Origin of the sequence: Pseudomonas donghuensis, from assembly GCF_000259195.1 — a bacterium.
GTDB classification, from domain to species: domain Bacteria; phylum Pseudomonadota; class Gammaproteobacteria; order Pseudomonadales; family Pseudomonadaceae; genus Aquipseudomonas; species Aquipseudomonas donghuensis.
The window spans coordinates 1-19,394 of sequence record NZ_AJJP01000209.1; the positions used below are offsets into that span (position 1 = coordinate 1).

At 57.8% G+C, this 19,394-nt stretch carries 9 protein-coding genes; 6 read left to right on the forward strand and 3 right to left on the reverse strand.

Going from position 1 to position 19,394, the window contains the following annotated elements; all coding sequences use genetic code 11:
- Nucleotides 1–541: 541 nt before the first annotated feature.
- Complete coding sequence (locus tag UW3_RS28015) at nt 542–790, forward strand: helix-turn-helix domain-containing transcriptional regulator (RefSeq protein ID WP_232531856.1); 249 nt, start codon at nt 542–544, stop codon at nt 788–790.
- A gap of 440 nt (nt 791–1,230) precedes the next feature.
- On the opposite strand, the gene UW3_RS0102005 is transcribed toward UW3_RS28015, so the two are convergent.
- The 3 genes from UW3_RS0102005 to UW3_RS0102015 are packed head-to-tail and all read right to left on the reverse strand — an operon-like array spanning nt 1,231 to nt 6,430.
- The gene (locus tag UW3_RS0102005; RefSeq protein WP_010220494.1) at nt 1,231–2,220 is read right to left on the reverse strand and encodes a hypothetical protein; all 990 of its coding nucleotides are present in this window, start codon (nt 2,218–2,220) and stop codon (nt 1,231–1,233) included.
- Between the two features lie 3 nt (nt 2,221–2,223).
- On the reverse strand, nt 2,224–4,188 hold the full coding sequence (locus UW3_RS0102010) for a hypothetical protein (protein WP_010220495.1): 1,965 nt from the start codon (nt 4,186–4,188) through the stop codon (nt 2,224–2,226).
- Nucleotide 4,189: 1 nt separating this feature from the next.
- Entirely contained in the window at nt 4,190–6,430 is a 2,241-nt protein-coding gene (locus UW3_RS0102015) for a sugar kinase (RefSeq protein WP_010220496.1), read from the reverse strand.
- A 357-nt stretch (nt 6,431–6,787) separates the two neighbouring features.
- On the opposite strand from UW3_RS0102015, the gene UW3_RS0102020 reads away from it, so the two are divergent.
- The 5 genes from UW3_RS0102020 to UW3_RS0102040 all read left to right on the forward strand — a co-directional run bounded on the left by UW3_RS0102020 (nt 6,788) and on the right by UW3_RS0102040 (nt 19,247).
- On the forward strand, nt 6,788–7,957 hold the full coding sequence (locus UW3_RS0102020) for a PDDEXK-like family protein (RefSeq protein WP_010220497.1): 1,170 nt from the start codon (nt 6,788–6,790) through the stop codon (nt 7,955–7,957).
- A 49-nt stretch (nt 7,958–8,006) separates the two neighbouring features.
- Nucleotides 8,007–8,831, forward strand: a complete 825-nt coding sequence (locus tag UW3_RS0102025; RefSeq protein WP_010220498.1) for a hypothetical protein — start codon at nt 8,007–8,009, stop codon at nt 8,829–8,831.
- Complete coding sequence (locus tag UW3_RS0102030) at nt 8,828–9,445, forward strand: hypothetical protein (RefSeq protein ID WP_010220500.1); 618 nt, start codon at nt 8,828–8,830, stop codon at nt 9,443–9,445. The genes UW3_RS0102025 and UW3_RS0102030 overlap by 4 nt, the downstream gene beginning before the upstream one ends.
- Before the next feature lie 244 nt (nt 9,446–9,689).
- Nucleotides 9,690–12,995, forward strand: a complete 3,306-nt coding sequence (locus UW3_RS0102035) for an STY4851/ECs_5259 family protein (protein ID WP_010220502.1) — start codon at nt 9,690–9,692, stop codon at nt 12,993–12,995.
- 9 nt (nt 12,996–13,004) lie between these two features.
- Complete coding sequence (locus tag UW3_RS0102040) at nt 13,005–19,247, forward strand: DEAD/DEAH box helicase (RefSeq protein WP_010220503.1); 6,243 nt, start codon at nt 13,005–13,007, stop codon at nt 19,245–19,247.
- Nucleotides 19,248–19,394 lie beyond the last annotated feature (147 nt).

Genomic DNA, 19,394 nt, shown 5'->3' on the forward strand with positions numbered 1-19,394 from the left:
GTGTTTGGCGGCGCCTGAGGCAGCGCACGAGTGACAGGCGAGGGCGGTATGGAAACCACCCTCGGTAGCGCCCAGATAGCCGAATTCCGGCCTGTGGTTGGCAGGAGGCCGGAGGAGGAGCAGGGGGCCTGTGGCTATCCGCCACGGCCCCTTGTATTGCTTGACTCTTATAACTCAACTAAATGACTATTTAGTTGAGTTATAAGTTATTGATATTAGTGGGAGAGGGTAGCTCACCAGATGATCCAGGGGTAGCTCATCCATGTTAGATATCTAACAAATTTGAACGCCATCTCTCAAAAAGACCGAGATTAGCGTCCAGTGAATGCACGCGTAATCGGTAACAGGCCGCGTAGTCTGAGGGCTGTAGATGCATCTGGCATTGAATGGCTGAATAAAACCTACGAACAAACGGGTGCCAGGGATATCGTGCCGTCCGGTTGTATTTTCATGTCCAGCTTGTCACCAGTGGTTAATCCGAAAGCCGCTCGAAATCGTCAGGCAAAGGTACGATCAGGTTGCCAGTCCATCAGCAGCGTCTTTGCAGGTGACGTTCCAGCGTTTATTTTCAGAGCCAGATGCTGGCTTCATATTTTTCCCAGGTGATCAAATGACAGAGCCGATTCATGATTATGATCCAGCAGACGCGCTGGTTGACCCAGAGGCCGTAGATGTCTTTTTGGCCGATGCATACGAGACTGGTGACGCAGCTCATATTGTCGAGGCGATAGCCGTCGTTGCACGTGCCAACATTCGAATCGATGCCGCTGATGAACCATGTAAACCATAGCCATGCTTGTGACGGTGTTTTTCTCGCACACGAGAAATTCGACCTGGTCAGCCGGAACACCTGGTGAAAAGCAGCCTGGCACGGGGGCCAAGCCTCTATAGGTAACTACGCATAATGTATATTATGTTAAATGATGTGCTATGTTGGAGATGTTCATGATGTCACCAGCCCCCGAGAACCAGACTTTGCCTCGATTGACCATACAACCCTCGAATCAAGCCGTGTCTCAAATCCCATCGTCTAGTCCAATCATCGCTCTCGGTTTACGACTGAGACTGCGCTGAACTGCACCGAGCTGACAATAGCGCTCAGAACTAAACATGCGAAAAGCTAAAAACTGAAGGTGTAAAATAAGAGTCACCGGCGCAATGGCTTAGGTACCACGGGCCGATTATAACCCTGATACATTTTCTCACCCGAGCGTATTGCGGCCTGCTCAATCAGAGCAAATTTCGCCAGATGTCATACCCCGCATATAGCAGCATCGATCCGAAAAACACGCCCGTGATGACTGTCAGTCTTTTCACATGACGCTGGCTGGATGAGAGCTGCGCCGCTAAACCCGCATTCTGCTCGGTCAGCAGCGCGACCAGTGCGCTTTGCTCGCCCCTGGCCGCTGCCGAGAACTGTTGCACAACGCGTTGGTTTTCAGCCGCCACGGCCTCGACCTGCGTCGACAGCCGGGTTAATAAACCTGCCACGTCCGTGCCCAGGGTGCTGACTTGCGCCGCCAAGGCCGAGTTGATCCTCTTGCTGAACTCCCGGTTCAACACAATTTCTTTCAAGACCTTTTCCACCACCTCGACCTTGGCCGCTTGCTCTTCACCCCCCAGTGTTTGCAGCCCTGCCAGGAGGGTTTCCTGCGAAGCTTGCTGCTGCTCGGCGATGCGAACGCCGACGCCAATGACCGCTGCCTTGAAATCAGCGACACTTGAGCTATGCGATGACGACAGCTGGCGCGACACTTCAGCGGCCGAGCTTTCGATGTGCGGACGCAGCGCTTCGATCGACTGCGCCAGCTCCCCCTGCTGCCGGGTCGCCCCAGCGAGCGCATCGAGCAGCACGGCCTCAGTCGAGCTCACGCTAGAGGTGTGGACGGCCGTAGAGTGCTCGAGCAAGGCCTCGACTGCACGAGCGTCACTCGCGCTCTGGTCGGTGATGTGTTTCTGAAGCTTGGTGAGCAACGATGGGACGTCTTCTTCGCGGATCTTGCGCAACGCCTGCAGCAACGACTTCGTGGCTTTTTCCGCATCGTCCGCGGAGGCGCCCAAGGTGTCGTTGATCTCGGTGATAGAATCTCGTGTGTCCGCAAGGTCTCCACTCAGTGCCTTGATCGAGGCTTCGAGTGGGTTGAGAGGCTCCTTCAGGATCTTCACCATCAGCTCGGCAAGGGTCTTTTCTTTGTTGTGAATCTCTGCAGCTGTACTCATTTTTCAGGCCCGGCCATCTTGGCTTAGTCTCATCAGTTCTACCCGCTGGTTGCTCAATTGCATACAGGCCAGCAGTTGCAGTAACGCGTCACAATCATCTTGCTCGTTCATCGCCAAGCTCATCCGCTGGCTGAGTTCGGCAAGGTATTCCTCATCGAGCAAGTGAACGAAGCGTTCGCACCGCTCGAGGTCTTGTTGCGAGGTTTGGGCAATGCGCTGCAACTCGCCGTGCTTGAGGGCGGTTTCGTGCTCCACTCGCTCCCGCTGCTTGATCAGAAGCATCTGCTCGTGCCGCTGCAGTTCGAGGCTGGCTTCGAGCGCCTTCATGTCGCGCTTGAACGCTTGGTCAAGCGCCGTCAATGCCACGAGCCAATGTCTTTTCCATAGGCGGACCAATTCGTGCCGGGCTTCGCTGCCTGCGCTGTGAACCTTCCTCAAATCTTCTTGATAGTTTGATGAGAACAGATAGGTATCGAAGGTGTAGTCCGCGAGTGTGTAGCGAATGGAGCTGAACGCGTCGTCGATAATATCCTCGATCACCCGCAAGCCAGGCTCATTCACGAGCCTGCGCACGCCTTCCCAATACATGCAGGACTTCGACAATCGGGGATTGCCCTTGACCTCCAGGCGCATCCCCTTGAGCAGCCTGTAATAGTCATTAACCAACGTCCTGAGCGTCTCGCAGTCATCCTTGACCGCACCTTCCTTGGGAGGATAGCTACCGAAGACAGTGAACACTGGGCTCAAGGCTGCGTGCTCGATCAACTTAATGCCATCTACCAATGTATTGGTCTGCAAGCCTTGCAATGCCACCCTCAACTTATCCTGCGCCTTCTTGATCGCTGCGGTCCAGATGGCGATCTCGCTCACAAGCGTCGTGTTTTTGCTTTCCAGTTGCTCAAGGGTCTGCTCAACCGCCTCGGTCTTCTTCTTCTGGATATACCTGACGCCCAAGTGACTATCGAGCGTACTACGCAGGCGGCCAACCGGGCTTGTGGATTGCGAGATCTGCTCCAGCAACTCGCTGCGCAGTCCGGCAATCAACGGCGCGATCCGGGCATGCAGTTCCGGCTCATTCTTTTGCATGCTCATCCAGCTGGTGCCGAATTCCAGTGGAAAGTACAGGTGCTCATTCTGGGCCTGATCGCTCAGGCGACCGAAGAGCTCGATCTGCTGGATGAGACGGCGCCGAGACTTCGAAGCATCGTACTTCGCATCCTCGCGAGCTGCGTCCTTGATCGACTGTGCGAAGTACGAATAGGTTGTGACAATGCGAAAACGGTGCGGCATGGCCTGCCAGTCTTCGATTCCAGGCAGCGTCAGCGCCTCCGGCCGCAGGAAGCCCAGGTCATCGCCCCGGCCAACCAGCAACACCAGGTCAGCGAAGGGGAGATAAGTCTTCGCCATATGGTTCACATGCGCCTGCTCTGCCGCGTTGGCAGGGTTGTCGCCTGGCAGGTCCAGAATGCGGATGCTCGGCCCCTCGGCAACCTGGCTGGCAAAGAAAGACGATGGGATATGCACCACACAGGGCGACTCTGCAACCAGTCGCCCGCCCTCCATGTCCTCCCTGAGCCGGCCAAGCGCCCGGGTAACGTCGGCTTCGGCCTCGAACCAGCGCGTTTTCGAGTGCAGAGTCAGTCCCCAGCGGCCGTTGGCCGAGCGGCAATACTCCATGGCGGTGGCCGTCGCCGACTTGCCCGCCTCGCGCCCACCACGCATGACCTGCGAGACCCTCCCCAACTGGGCCCGGTCGATCCCCATCAGGTCGAGCAGCAGCGTGGTCTTGCCGACCTGGGTCTTGCCGAATATGACCACATAGGGCTCGGCCACTTCCTCCTTGAGCTGCAGCTTTTCCTGGACGTCCTTGCTCAATGTCTTGATCAACCGCGCATAGGCACGAAACGCCCAGTCCGACTGATGTGCCTGCAGAGCGTGCCAATGGTCCATCACGGCTTGCTTGGCCATGTCAGACACCACGGTCAGCGATGAACAGCTGCAAGCCAGAAGCCGACGAGTCCAACTCGTAGCGCAAGTCACTGGTGATCGAGGTGACATCGGCGATGGCTTTGGCAAGCCGGTCCTTGCGCATCAGCAGTTCGTCCATGCGGTAGCGGGCACGCAGCCTCGTGCAGACGCGCGCGCGCGCCACGGCCATGGTCTCATCGAAGGACGTGCGAAGATTTTCAACATGGTGGTCATGAACCGTGCCGAGCATGACCCTCGCCTGGGCGCTTGCTGCTTTCTCAATGCTGCGAATCCGCGTTACCGCCACACCTGTCAGATACGCAGCCGCGACAACTGCGGTGGCCGCCACTGCAGCGGGGTGCAGGGTGAGCGGCATCGGGAGCTTGGTCTCCGATCCTGAGCTGCCTGAATCGCCCGCATCCCCTGCGTCCTCCGCATCCGCGCCAGCCGTCTTGCCGAAGAGCGCGCCTAGTATGTCGGAGTCTCCATCGCTGACCACGTCTACCGCCAGCACGGTGGCGAGCGAACGAATAGCAGTCTTGCCAAGCTCGACGCCTGTCCTGAGGTTGTCGACACTCGCTGAGACAGCATTGGCGCCAGACGTGCTGTCGATGGGTACGAAGTCCTGCTTGACACCAACGACCTCAGGCACAGCGAAGATGAGACGGGTGTATTCCAGCGACATCGCAGGGATCAGCTCGGCACTGGCACCCACCTGTTTGCTGACATCCTGGTTAGCCTGCCAGGCCTCCCGGCGGCCATTGCCCAGAAGGATGCTGATATCACTGACCGCTTCAGGGTTTAGCTTCTCGAAACGAACGGGTTGACCCGATGCGTGCACAAAGCCCATCTGGATCAGATTCTGGGATTTCGCCTGTGGCAAACGCACGCCCGAGCCCTCCCCCGATTTCTCTTCGGGCAATCGCTCAAGCTTGCTCGCCGTTAACGACGATACGCCTTGCGAGTAGTTGTGAAAAAACGCCGACGCCGCTTCGCGCCAAGATCCCTGGACGAGATCCTGCATCTTCATTCTGGTCTGGCTGGTGGTATCGAAGGCATTCGACAACCAGTTGCCGAAGCCCTCGTGATCGGCAATGAGCCGACGGTTCATTGAATCGGACGCTTTGGTAAAGGCCTCCCCAGCCAGCTTGCTCACAAGCTGATTATGCTGACTCCGAAGCTCCGCTGCTGCCTCATCGAACCTGCCCAAAACCTCTTCCAGCACTTCAGCGCCATCAACCCCACTCGCCTTGTCGCTCGTGAAATACAGCCGTGCCTTGCTGCGGATCGCATTCAACACACGTGTTAAATCCTTGCCCACGATTTCAGAGAGATGACTCATCTGGAAGTGGCGATCCGATTCCCCGGTGAAGTTGAGGTCGTCTATGGCGCGACGCAGGTGGGGCATCCACTGTTCCATGTACTCGGCATCGTCGGTGCCGCTCAGAATGATATTTCGTTCGGCCAGCTCGGGCGCCACCTGGAATGTCGCCTGGGCGGTTGAGCGCAGATCGGCCTGCCGCTTGGGATCGTTGCGATGCGCCTCGGTCTTGGAGACCACTATGTACGGCTTACAGCCCTTGAGCTCGTTCTCCAGCATGTCCCGGACGATCTCGAGCTGCTGCTGGTTGGCCAGGCGCGTCTCGTCGGTCACGATGATGCACCCACCTGCCGCGATCATCGCCTGGCGCATCAGCTCTTGCCAGGCGCGGTTGTCGCGCTCCTGCTTCTCGTACCCCGGAAGCAGCAGCCACGCCTGGTTATCGCGCTTGAAGTAGCGGCGAGGCACTTTCAGGATCGGCAGCAGATCCTCGGCATTGGGGTCGCAGATGGCGCGCTGGAACTGCGGAATATCCACCTCGAAGTCATCCAGCCTGTAGCCCTGCGACGCCGCGTCCGGAACCAGCCTGCGAACGTATCCCTGAGCGCGCTCGAGGCCCTCTACCTCAAGGATGAGTACCGGCATTTTCTCGCCGCGGCCCTCATTGCTCTGCAGCCACCTCGGCCCATCGCCGCGCAGCTCGTAGATGCTCGCCATCAGCGTCGTCTTGCCCGCGCCCTGAGAGCCGCCCATCACAACGATCCAGGTATTACCCAGCACCTCGGCGAGTAGTAGGCGGCGCATCACCTCAAGCAGTTTCTCGTCGATTTCCTCGTTACCAAGGTCGGTGCAGGCACCGCGTAGACGACGCAATGCCTTGTTCAGATCGGTCAGCAGTAGCGCAGGTGATTCCATCGCCATTGTTTCTTCCTCGGTTCATCTTTGAAGTTAGACGTCAGACCCTTGAGGCGGACATACGTCTGCCGCGGGGGTATCGGCGGACTCGCGAGAAGCTTGACTAGCAGGAGCTCCGAATCATAAAGGTGAGAACTTGTACATGACGCAGGACTCGGCCAACGCATCGTTCTCATCTGGCACCAATAAATCTGGTCAGAGAGAGCACTATCACAATACTGGCCATTTGCCTCAAGGCGCGGCAGAATTCTACAGCTTGCTCTGCTTCAGTAGTCAACCACCGTCATTCGCACGAAGACACATTGGCATTGCCAGCGTAGGCAAGACGGACGCACAAGCCTTACTCATAGAGAAAAATCAGACATGGACGCCCCTGAACATCTAGCAGCAATGTCCGCATCTGCAGCGTTTAATACCCTGACGGGCTATACCAAGGCTTTTGATCTTTTCAAAGCCATGGGCGTGAGCACAAAGGAGCTGGTCCACTCGAACATCATTGCCTCGCTCTTGAGCGATCGGGAAGCCCATGGCATGGGCAGCGCCTTCAGAGATGATTATGTAAGGTCGCTTCTGGGCTGCCGTTGCGAGCGCAATCCCCTCCCGGAAGCCGTACTTTCAAGCACTGCTGGCGTGCGCGCGAACGTGGCGCGGGAACTTGAACATATCGATATCTTGCTCGATTACCCGTCCCTCAAACTGGTGATCGCAATCGAAAACAAAATATGGGCCTTGGACCAGAGCCGTCAGGTCGCCCGCTACCAGAAAGCATTGCAGGACCTGTTCCCCCACTATACCCACAGGGCGCTGGTGTACCTGACGCCCAAAGGCCGGGCGTCTCCGACGATCGACCCAGACTCCCCGACCCCGGTCTACTACCAATCCTATGGACAGGTGGCCGAGCTGCTACGTCAGCAGACAAGCGTAGATCCGAAGGCCCTCCCGTTTATCCATCAGTTTGTCGCTCACATCGAGAAGACCCTGTCGGGAAACACCGAGCTCAACCAGCTGTGCTGGGAGATATTCCAGCAACACGAAGAGGCGTATCGTCAAATCCACGACCATTTCGTTTATTGCCAGAATCGCAAGCTGCAAGAGCGCTTCGAATGGCTGGAAACCGAGGTTAAAACCGCGCCTATGTTTGCCGACTGGGCCGGCAGGATCGAAACGAGGTCGATATGCAATGTCGACAAAAAGCAGTATGACTTGGACGTGCGGGTAAAAGAATGGCCCGACGGTCTCTGGATCAAACTCTACAAGCACACCTGGCTTGGTGTTTTTCCCTACTTCCTTGCCGCTGATACCACCCTGTTCACAAGGCATCTACCCGACTTCACCTCAAGCCCGCGGGAGGTTCCTGACTGGGCTGGGCATTATGTGGCTTCAAGCGGTTACCAGATTAAACATGAACGGTGCATTTTTGAACTGGGTGACAAAGCGACAGATGCGCATTACAACCAGGCGCTGAGCAAAATCCGGGACTGCCTTGAAGAGATTGATCGGGCTCTGGATCCTGACCTACAGGGATCGCGCTGATGCTCACATCGCACGATGAAACCCCTTGGTGCTTCGCGCTGGAGATAACATGCTCACTGCAATATTGAACGGCAAGCGCCGAGGTAGCGGCGTTGAAGGTAAGCATTTACGCCCGGGAGATGCCACCGGGGCGGAAGACATCCTTACCGCTACCATATTCGAGCGCCTGATTTACCTACCCGAATCTGTGCGTGATAGCTTCTTCGCTCAACTGTTGGGACCAGACAGATCAATTGGCACCTTGGAGAATTTCGAGTTCTGGCCCTCATGGTGGCTTGACGAACGAGGCGTCGAACCCGATGTGGTGCTGTACGGATCGGAGCGTACGCTGCTGATCGAAGCCAAGCGCCACGACGATCTCCAACAGCAATATGCTGTACAGCTGGCAAATGAGTTGCGGGCTGGTTGGGCAGGCAAAAACCTGGGTGAAGGCTCGATACTCCTCACCATTGGTGGCCTTCAAAATTACACGCAAAAAAGCATCTCTGAGCTGGAATCCCAAATCGAGGAAGAACTGTCCGGTGCAGGCTCAGATTACGAGTTGGCGTGCTGCAGCTGGTATCAACTGTTCAAGGCTCTAGAGGCAGCGATTTCCAAGGCATCGACGGACTCATCGCCAGGTCTTCAGCGTCTCCTAGATGATATTGCTGCCGCGTACGAATGGCATGGGCTGCGTATTCTTCCCCGGCGCTGGTTGGGTCAACTGGCCTCGGTATCGATTGACTCCACGCGCTCCCCTATTTTCGCGCCTGGCCCCATTACCGCCAAGCGAGTTCCGAGCCGCGTAGCGACATTCCGCTTCCTCTCGGACCTTTCTGCACCTTCTATTCAAACCACCCAATTCCCCATTGCTCGTTGGAGCTCACTATCTTGACCACTGCAACCTCAATCGACAGCGCGCTTCTGGATGTGCGCAAGGCCTATCGCCTGCTGGCTGATTATCAACAGCGGATTCTGGAGTTACTGGGCTTTATACGTGAGGAGCTGGGCGCCGATTACTACAATCAGATACCGCGAAATCGTGTGCCCCGGAGGCTGGATGGGCTAGAGGTCAGCAACAGCGCAGGGCAACGTTTCCTGCCGTTCAACGACATTTCCGTGCTATGGCTTCGTAACGGCGGGCAGGAAGATCCCGAGCATTGCCATGAGAAAGGTGATCTGTTGTTCGACGTTTGGGTCCGGAACGACACGGGCAATGGTGAAAACGCCGAAGAAGCATCAATCGTCGAGAACAGCCGAAGTGAGTTGCGCATCTATATATTCCAATGCGTGGAACCTCACAAAGGGCCATACAACTGGCGTAGCCAGGTCTGGGACCTGACGTACTATCCAGCAATGGGAGAGGTGCTCGAATGTGATGGCAGCCCTGGCTATCGCGCCTACGCAGAAGCTTTGGACTTATCTGTATGCACCGATGAGAACGCCATCCGCACCGCCTTGAACGAGCTGAGAAAGCGCGCGTCGGAGAAGCTTGATCAGCAAATTTGATTTCTGAGCTTGGGCTAATTGACCCCTACCCCCGACTTCGTATGGTGAAAATTTGACGCTTCCAACTGGATGATGGCATTTTGTCATTTCGGGAGATTTTAATCAGAGCCGACCTGACCTCGCGACGGCAAATGTTGTAGTGGCAGGGTCGCTCACCCCAGGTCAGAAGAAGATAAGTTCACCGCTTTCGGACAAGTGATCCCATGAGTCCTTCAGGACTCAGTGATTTCAAAAGGACTTATTGATGCTCACAAAAATAACGTCGAATGCTCAAAATCCACTGAAAGCTTGGCTCAGCGAATTCCTGCTCAATCGTGAGCTGTTCAAAGGACCACATGGCAAACCTCTCTACAGCTATCAAGTGTCCGAGGAAGAGTACAAATCACTCCTCGATCTGCTGAAGGAGCAACTCAGAAGAGTGGATAACCCATTGTATGCAATACACCTGGGTGCCTGCTTCTCCCTTTTCGTCAGTGAACAATATCGCCGCAACTACAACAGCTCATGGTCCTGGTCCGGAGCCGAGACGGAACTAGGGATTTCGCTGACCCCGCAACAGCATGCAGCGCTGACCAACGAGGGGCTGACCTATTGGAAGAGGCCGATACGTCTCCGGGACAGTGGCCGAGACTGGCTAGGTTCGCTGTTCACCGAGGGCGGCCTGCCCTGGCCGCTAGTGCAAAGCGAGTCACATGGTTTCGGGCGGGCTGTACGCCGGGGCATTAAGCACTTCTATCGGACCGAGGGCAACCGTAGGACCACGGCTGACCTGATGGCCGACTTCGAGGAGGGACTTCCGGCCGCTTTCCGCAACCTGGAAACGCGCCGGCTGCTGGCAGGCATCGTCGACCAGCTCATGTATTTAGTCGAACACTACCCCCTCAAGGATCAGCAGGATCCGACCACCTACCTCGACCAGCAGGCTCCCGACTGGACAGATGCCTTTCCGGTTCCACTGGATGAAAGCAATGCCCGCACGCTGCTAAACGATTGGCTGCGCGATGCCGGCCAGAAACGTCAAGAGCGCAAGGAGGTACTCGAGAAGGTGCGTGCGTTCACCTGCGAGCACTTCCTGCATGGCCCGCTGCACCAGTGGTCGATCCGCACCGATCTGATCCTGCCTCCTGAAACAACCGTTGCGATCAATCCCACGACACTGGGTAGCACCCGTCTGGAGCTAGCCTACTACGAAGGCGGCCGGCTGCTGGCCCGTGGTGCCGCCGTTTATGGTCAGCTCACCGCAGATGGCATCAAAATCCGTTTCGCCAACCCTCAGGTCACCTTGGAGCGGCGTGCCCTCGAGGAGCCATTGAGCCTGCGCCTGCTGGATAACGGCCGCACGGTCCATTGTCTGTTCTTCGACGGTAGCGCACTCGATTACCGGGAAGCTCCCTTGGTTTTCGAGAATCGCTCCGAGCGCTGGCAACTGGTGGCCACCTCAAGTTGCTCGATCGCGTCCGGACTGGCTCGGATTCGTATTCCTCAGGACTTTTTCATCACAAATGAAGGGGCCGCGCCAAACACCTTGGCACAGGATGTGGAGAGTGGTCGCTGGCTGGAGACACACTCGAACCTGTCTCTGGCCAAGGGGGCCGACCACTACCAGATCGAGCTAAATCAGGCTGGCAACGACGACTGGAAACCCACTCTGGCAGGCGTTTTCGCACTCTACGAAAGCGCCCCCTCAATCGTCTTCCTAGGCTGGCCACGCCTTGACCTGCCCGAAGGCTACCCCCATACCCGAGATGAGTTGATCGAGTTCGTCAACGGCGAGCGGCTGGACCGTCAGCGCAACAGCAGCTATGGCCTCGCCCGCTACACCCTGCGCAACCGCTCTGGCAAAACGCTGCTGCAGCGCCGCTTTGGCGTCCTGCCCAGGGAGTTCAGCTTTTCCCTATTACCTGGACTGGGACAGCAGCCCGCACGCCTCCTACCCAAAGGCACACATCTGCTTGATCTTCAGGTCGTCAGCGGTAGCCTGGCAGTAGAGCAATCCGAACATGCTCTGCACTTGCGCCACCAAGAGGAGAATCCCCCCACGACTTTCATTCTGGAGGCCGGCCAGTACCTGCCTCCCATTCAGCTCCGCCTACCCTATCCCTATCAGGGGGCGCGTCTTCTGGACCAGTACGGCAATCCGTCGCGGACCCGCGAACTGACACTGGCCGAGCTGATCGGCTACCGAATCGCGCTGACCTCCGGTCTTCCGCAAGGCCAGACATTCCACATGGAGCTGGAGCTGATCTGTACGGAGCAACCGCACCCGAAACGCGCCTTCAGCATCTGGGTAGGCACGGCGCCTGTGATGCTCAACCTCTTCAGTTACCTGAGCGACATGCAGAGCATGCTTAGTGCAGTTGACGAACAGGATGCCTACATCAGGCTTTCCTTGGAGACCGAGCAACCACTGCTAAAACTCGATATCCGCCGCTATGGCGGACAACTCCAGTGGGAGGGGCGGTATGCTTTCTATATCTGCAATACCTCCAATACTGCAATGCTGAATGGCGTTCAGGCCGAGGCAATGCTGCTGTCCGATCCCAAGCGCACGCCGCTGCAGCTGACAGAAAAGACCAGCGAGACGGTGGGCACCGGATGCTTCGATATTCCGCAAAAAATGCAACTTCAGGGGCCATGGCTGATCTATCCGGGCGAACAGTCGAGCGTTCGCTTCCGTCCGGGACTGTATATCACACCGGGCAACATTCTCGAGTCCGAGCCTGAGGTGTGCTCGCTGCACCGAGCCGCCGAGCTTTTCCACCCTCAGCACAATCCGCATGTCATCGAGCAGCAGATTGCCATCATGGCGGCCGACTTCCACCACAGTGGCTGGCAGTATCTGGCCGACCTGAAGCAGCACTACCGCCACCTGCCGCTGTCGTCATTCGAAACCTGGAAAGCCCTGTCGCGCAATCGGGAGGCACTGAGCTTTGCGGTATTCCGGCTGGAAATGGATGAGTCGTTCTGCGCACGCATACGCGACGAGCTTGCTGTCATCTGGGAGGCCGTCCCACTTCCGCTATGGGTACAGGCCTACAAACTCTTTCACGACAGCATGCGCCTGACTGGGCTGCCCGAAGCGCTGGTTAACAATCTCGTTTCGAACCGGGCCAACGTGCTGCGCTGCATCGTTTCCGGCTTCGACTATCTGGGAGATTATCTGAGCACCGGTAATCGCAGCTCGCTGACCAGGCTGCCACCGGAAAGTGTTCTGCCTATCTGGTATCAGGATCTGCGGCGACTTCACGAGTCCAATCAGAACTGGCCCACCCTGCTCGGTAGCGAGCTTTCCGGATGGATCGACAGGCAACAGCTCCCCCCTCTGGTGAAAGCCCTTTCGCTGATGGAGTTCACCGACGCCGTCGCCTACCTGCCAATCTTCATGGCCTTCGTCACCGCCGGCAAAGCCAGAATCACCGACCTCCCGACGACACCGGCCTATCTGAAATTTGCCATTCGCCTGGTTTCCGACTTTGACCGTCAGGGCTGGTTTATACCGACGCACGCCCTGATGGTGTCCTATCTGCTCGCCTCGCAGGATGAGGCATAAGGAGTTGCAATGCGCTTTTTCAGGAACCTGATCGAGCAAAGTCTTGAGCGCACCCGTGAGGCAACGCTCGGTGTCCTAGCCATCAATCATCCGGGCCTGCGTCGTCACCTGAGCGAAAGCATGGTGAGCACATTGGGGGCCGAAGGCTGCTTCCTTGCCCCGCCGGTATTCGAGCATACCTTTGGCTGGCGGGAAGCCAAGCTGCGACTGCAAGATCTGCCGTTGGAGGGCTTGCTGTCGCCCAGCCTGCTCGACACGCTGGCCAATGCGCCAGCCTACGACTTCCCGAAAACGGCACACCCCTATGCTCATCAATTACAGGCCTGGCGCATTCTACTCGACGAAACACCCCGCTCGGCGGTCATCACCACCGGCACCGGTTCGGGCAAGACGGAATGCTTTATGGTGCCGATCCTTGAGGATCTGATCCGGGAGCAAGAGCGAAACAAGGCAGCCCTGGTGGGAATTCGCGCTCTGTTCTTATACCCGCTAAATGCCCTGATCAACTCTCAACAGGAGCGTCTCGACGCCTGGACTCGAAAATACGGTAGCAACATCCGTTTCTGCCTGTACAACGGCAAGACTGAAGAGCGCGCCGACAAGGTCCGCAAGGAGCAGCAACAGAAGCCCAACCAAATCCTGTCCCGGGAACTGCTACGTAAGGAACCAGCGCCGATCCTGATGACCAACGCCACCATGCTGGAGTACATGCTGGTGCGTCAGGTCGACAACCCGATTCTGGAAATCTCGCGCCAGCAACAGTCGTTGCGCTGGATCGTCCTAGATGAGGCACACACCTATGTGGGTTCCCAAGCGGCGGAAATGTCCCTATTGCTGCGCAGAGTGGTCCAGGCCTTCGGCCGGCAATCCGAGCAGATTCGCTTCATCGCCACATCGGCGACCATCGCCGGGGCCGATGCGGAAGAACGACTGAAACGCTATTTGGCCGACTTAGCGGACGTCCCGCTTGGCCAAGTAGAAGTAATTGGTGGCTCGCGTGTCTGGCCCGACCTTGAGTTTGATTCACCAAGCAACGATATCGCCGCGCAGGCTATCAGGGCCATTGAGCCGGAAACGGCAGTGTCCGCTGCACGATTCAAGGCCCTGTGCGGTAGCACCACTGCTAGGAGCCTTCGGCATGCCGTAGTCAGCTCCGGCAAGCCCCTAGATCTTGATGACCTGATTGGCGCAGTTTCTAACCAATTGCAGGGAGGCAGCCCCCTCGAGCAGCAGCAGGAGGTGCTCGACTGGCTCGACATCATGACCGGTACTCATCCGGCCGAGCAGCAGCTGCCGTTCCTTAAGCTGCGAGTCCACCTCTTCCAGCGCATGTTGCATGGCATCTGGGCTTGCGTCGACCCAAAGTGTAGTGCCAAATCTACTCATCTGCAGGACTGGCCCTTCGGTAACGTCTATGTGACCCAGCGAGCGCGCTGCGTGTGTCATGCGCCTGTATACGAGCTGGGCTTCTGCGATGACTGCAAGACGCCGCACCTGCTGGCAGAAGATCGCAGTGGCGAGCTGCACCAGCCCAGCCCTTATGCCGGCGATGAGTTCGCGCTCAATCACGAAAACGGTGGCGAGGATGCGCCAGCCGAATTGTTGACGCCGAATGCCATGAGCACGCGTTTGATCGTTGCCGGATTACCGGTGGCGCATGGCCCCTATTTCTCGATCAACCTCGATCTGGAAAGCCAGAAGCTAGGAGCAGTGAATGCGCCCCGCAACATCGACCTTGTGCTCACTGAGGAAAAAGACAGCTGTTGCAGCCTCTGCGACAACTCGTCACTGGGCACCAGCGACTTTCTGAGAAAGGCCTACCTCGGCGCGCCGTTCTACATCGCCAACGCGGTCCCGACCGTCATAGAGTTCTGTCCTGATCCTGACAAGTCAGATTGCGAAGGCCGCTCTCCCGAGGAACTGCCGGGGCGCGGGCGCAAGCTGATCACCTTCACCGACAGCCGCCAAGGCACCGCGCGTATGGCTGTGAGAATGCAGCAGGAAGCGGAACGCTCCCGGCTACGCGGGCTGGTGTTTGAAACACTGAGGAACGCGCAAACCAAGCAATATGATTTGCAACCCGTGCTCCCGGCCGGGTATCAGCAGCTACTTGACGCTGCCAATCTTTTGGAAAAGCTCAATCAGCATGATGAAGCGAAAAAGATACGATTGCAGGCTGAGTCGCTGACCCCTGCATCAACACAACCATTACAAATCTCTTGGCAGGCTTTGGCGCAAACGCTTGCCGCCTGCAGAGATATCGACCAGTTCATCCTACGTTATAACCGCTATGCTAATCCGGCGCTGTTCGATGGTAGTGACGGTGGTCTGACCATGGCGCGTCTGCTGCTGGCCCGCGAGTTCTCCCGGCGCCCCAAGAACCAGAACAGCATGGAAACACTGGGACTGATCAAGGTCGGTTACCAGGAGCTGGAGAAGGTGACGACGACTCCACCGCTGTGGGTCGATACCCGCGCCGTTCCCGCCCTGAGCGCTGCAAATGATTCCAGAAGCGCTCTGACGCTGGACGACTGGCGCGACTTCCTCAAGGTGGCACTCGACTTCTACGTCCGCGAGAACACCTTCATACCGATGGAAAACAAGATGCGCCGCTGGATGGGGAGCCGCTTCAGTCCCAAGGCGCTTTACTCGCCCAAGAGCGACGTGCAGGAGAGCAGCACCATCAGGAAGTGGCCGCAGATCAAGCCGGGCACGCCCCACCGCCTGATCAAGCTGCTCGAGCTGGCAACCGGCCTGAATCGCGCCATGAATGCGGATGCTGACAAGATCAACAGCTGGCTCGAAGCAGCGTGGCTGGCGCTGGTTAATGCCGGCATTCTGGAGTCCTCCGACACCGGCCATCGTTTGCGCCTGGAAACCCTCACCTTCTCGTTGCCTAACGAGGGCTGGGTCTGCCCCTTGACCCGGCGCATTTTCGATACCACCTTCCGTGGTTTGACACCCTATCTGCCGCAAAAACTGCTGAGCCAGGACTACCGCTGCCAAAAGACACCGCTTCCCGCCCTGAGTACACTGATGCCGGACGGCTCCCCGGTACCCAAGCAGGTACAGATCCGTCAGGTGGTCGCAAGAGACCCCGTCATTGCCCAGCTGCGCCAGGAGAGCCTGTGGACGGATATCAGCGACCGCACGGTCGAGGGTGGCTTCTACTACCGAACCGCAGAACACTCGGCGCAGCAGTCGGCAAAACGGCTGGATGACTATGTCGAGGATTTCAAGCGCGGCGATATCAATGTGCTGAACTGCTCCACCACCATGGAGATGGGCGTGGATATCGGCGGCATCTCTGCCGTGGTGATGAACAACCTGCCGCCACATCCGGCCAACTATCTGCAGCGCGCCGGTCGAGCCGGGCGACGCAGCGAGGCTCGGGCCATCGCCTATACGCTGTGTAAGGCCGATCCGCATAACCAGCGCGCCTTCGCCAATCCCAAATGGCCGTTCGTGACTGCCATTCCGGCACCGAGCATCACCCTCAGCTCTGCGCGGATCGTGCAGCGGCACGTCAACTCGCTGTTACTGGCACTATTCCTGCGCATGAACAGCAGCAATGATGGCGACCGTACCAAGCTGACCCTGCACTGGTTCTTCGCTCCAGACGACTCACCCGGTCAGCAGTTCATGGCCTGGCTCACGGCAAGCCCCGATGAATTTGACTTTGCCGTAAAGCAGATGGTGCGCGGCACCTGCCTGGAAGGTCGCTCGCTCAGCTCGATCACCGGCGAAACTCGGCTGGCATTGCGCGGCCTCGAGGAGCGCTGGCTGGGCGAGTATCGCAATATCAACCACAAGCTGCAGGCCGCCAGCGATGGGCCATACAAGAAGGCCCTGGCGCTGGAGAAGCAGCGCCATGAAAACGAGTACCTGCTCCGCTATCTGGCGTCGTCTGCATTCCTGCCGGGCTATGGCTTCCCGACTGACGTGGTGAGCCTCAAGACCTACAACGTAGAGGACTTCCTGCATCAGCAGCGGAAAAGCGATGCCAGTCGCGAGGACAGCATCTTTGACAACAAGGAAATGCCCTCGCGCAGCCTGAACATCGCTATTCGCGAATATGCTCCCGGCGCTCAGGTGGTGATCGATGGCCGCGTCTACCGCTCTGCCGGTGTTAGCCTGCAGTGGCATGCCGACGGCCAGGTCAACGAAGCACAGAAATTCGACATCGCCTGGCGCTGCCCTGAATGCGGCAACACGGGCGTGATCGAAAACGCCTATGCCAATAACGAGGGGCTGTGCTGCTCGCATTGCACGACTCTTATTCCACCCAGCGAGCGTCGCATGGTGCTGCGTCCGGGTGGCTTCGTGACCGACTTCTACGAGGAAACCACCAACGACGTCACTTCGCAGAAGTTCATACGCGTCGAGCGACCGCGTATCCAGCTGAATGGCGAAAGCATCGCCCTACCCGACCAGCGTTGCGGCTTCGTGCGCTTCGGCCATGACGGCGGCGTCTTCCATCATTCGTCCGGCGAACATGAAATGGGCTATGCCGTCTGCATGACCTGTGGACGCGCGGAATCCATGCTCGCCTCGGGCGAAGTGCCCAGGGATCTGCAACCCGATAAAGCTCACCGCCCGGTTGGCGGACTGGCCGGCAGCCGCAAGGAGCGCGACTGTTCGGGCGAAGCGGTCAAGGCCAGTCTGCACCTGGGCTACCAGATCCGTACCGATGTGCTGGAGGTCTTCCTCAGAAATCCACTCACAAGTGATTGGCTTCCCGACACTCCCGAGGGCCGTCTGATTGCGACAACGCTCGGCGTTGCCATGCGCGACGTGATCGCCGACCGGCTCGGTATCGGCAGCAGCGAAATGGGCTTCAGCCATCGTCTCGACCGCGACCGTGACACCCGGCAAGGCCGCTCGGTCATTCAGCTGTTCGATGAAGTCAGCGGGGGGGCCGGCTTCGTGCTGGCTGGCCTGAGCGATATAGCATTGCTTCTGGGCAAGGCTCTGGATCGGCTGCAGTGCCCGGCCAACTGCGAGAATGTCTGCTCGCACTGCCTGGCCAGCCAGGACAGCCGTGTCGAGCGTGAAGAGTTGGATCGCAAGCTGGCACTGCGGTGGCTGTACGAATCCCGGCTGGTTGAGCATCTGGGGCTGCCCGATACATTTGCTGGCCTGCATGGCGCGCGCTATTGCTCGGTTGGCCCACTGCGCGAACTGAGTGCCGCCATCAACTCGCTGGATCGCCGAGATCCGACAGCAGCGATTCTGCTGTGCCTCCACGGCGACTGTGCGGATTGGGATCTCGACCATCCTCGCTTCCGGGAACAGGTGCTGACCTGGGCCATTGCCGAACGACTCAAGGTCCGCCTCGGTATTGCTGGGTCGGCGCAGTTGAACGCGGAGCAAAAAGAAACCCTGGCACTGCTCGCCCGTCTGGGCGTTGAGCTAGTCGAGTTGCAAACCGGAACGTTGCAAGCTCCCTATCTGGTTGCCCAAGTATCAGACCAGGCTGGCGCCCGGAGCCTTTACAGCAACATGAACAACGTCGGAGAGCCCGGAGCCAATTGGCTACAAGGACATGCCGATGTGGTCTGGGCCACTAGCAAACTGATGCCTGCGACTGCGGGCAACAGCATCGACTGCAGCGACTGGAGCCAGCCTCCGCAAGGCGCGCGCATCGTCGAAGTCACCTCTCAGCTCGATGGCCCAGTCAACACTCTGAAAAAACGCATCGCCGCGTTTATCGACGACCAGATGCCGGAGTTGGCCACTTTGCTCGCCAATGATCAGGCCGTCTCTGTCAGCTATTCGGATCGCTACCTGAAGTCGCCTTGGTCGCTGATGCTCCTGAGCAGCTTCCTGGAACTTTTCCGGAATGTTCAGTTGCAGTCGCTAGCAGTGCAGACTCTGGCGCCGAGCGGTAGCCAGCCAAGCTACCTGCTCAGCCATGACTGGATGCGCGTAGACGATCAAGCGGCAATTCTCGAGCTCTGGCTGAAGAGTCAGTTCGATATCGCTCCAAACATCCACGTCATGAACAGCCCCCGCGATCTGCTGCACTGCAGAGTCATCACTGTGAATTGGATGTCGGGCAAGACCAGCAAGATCCTGCTGGATCAGGGCATGGGCTACTGGCGTGGTCGGATGCCGTACAGGGATCAGATGGGCTTCGACTTCAACGCTTCCCCTCACGAACAGGTATTACAGATGATAGAAAAATTTTCATCTGCTCACGTGCAGCAAAGTGGGGAGTGGCCGACTTATATAAGTTGCTCAATGAATTAGGTCATCTTGAGTGACTTAGTCCCCCGCTTGGGCGGTAATAAATTGTCACCCAAGCGGGGAGGCAACATAGTAGCCAACGCCTGAAAATGGAGCGAATTCTTCAGTGATCAACGTTGTTTTGTAGTGGTCAACTAATCCCGGACACTG

Coding starts and splice junctions, on each gene's coding strand:
- UW3_RS0102025 (WP_010220498.1), top strand. CDS start 8,007: ATGCTCACTGCAATATTGAACGGCAAGCGCCGAGGTAGCGGCGTTGAA.
- UW3_RS0102020 (WP_010220497.1), top strand. CDS start 6,788: ATGGACGCCCCTGAACATCTAGCAGCAATGTCCGCATCTGCAGCGTTT.
- UW3_RS0102010 (WP_010220495.1), bottom strand. CDS start 4,188: ATGGCCAAGCAAGCCGTGATGGACCATTGGCACGCTCTGCAGGCACAT.
- UW3_RS0102035 (WP_010220502.1), top strand. CDS start 9,690: ATGCTCACAAAAATAACGTCGAATGCTCAAAATCCACTGAAAGCTTGG.
- UW3_RS0102005 (WP_010220494.1), bottom strand. CDS start 2,220: ATGAGTACAGCTGCAGAGATTCACAACAAAGAAAAGACCCTTGCCGAG.
- UW3_RS0102040 (WP_010220503.1), top strand. CDS start 13,005: ATGCGCTTTTTCAGGAACCTGATCGAGCAAAGTCTTGAGCGCACCCGT.
- UW3_RS0102015 (WP_010220496.1), bottom strand. CDS start 6,430: ATGGCGATGGAATCACCTGCGCTACTGCTGACCGATCTGAACAAGGCA.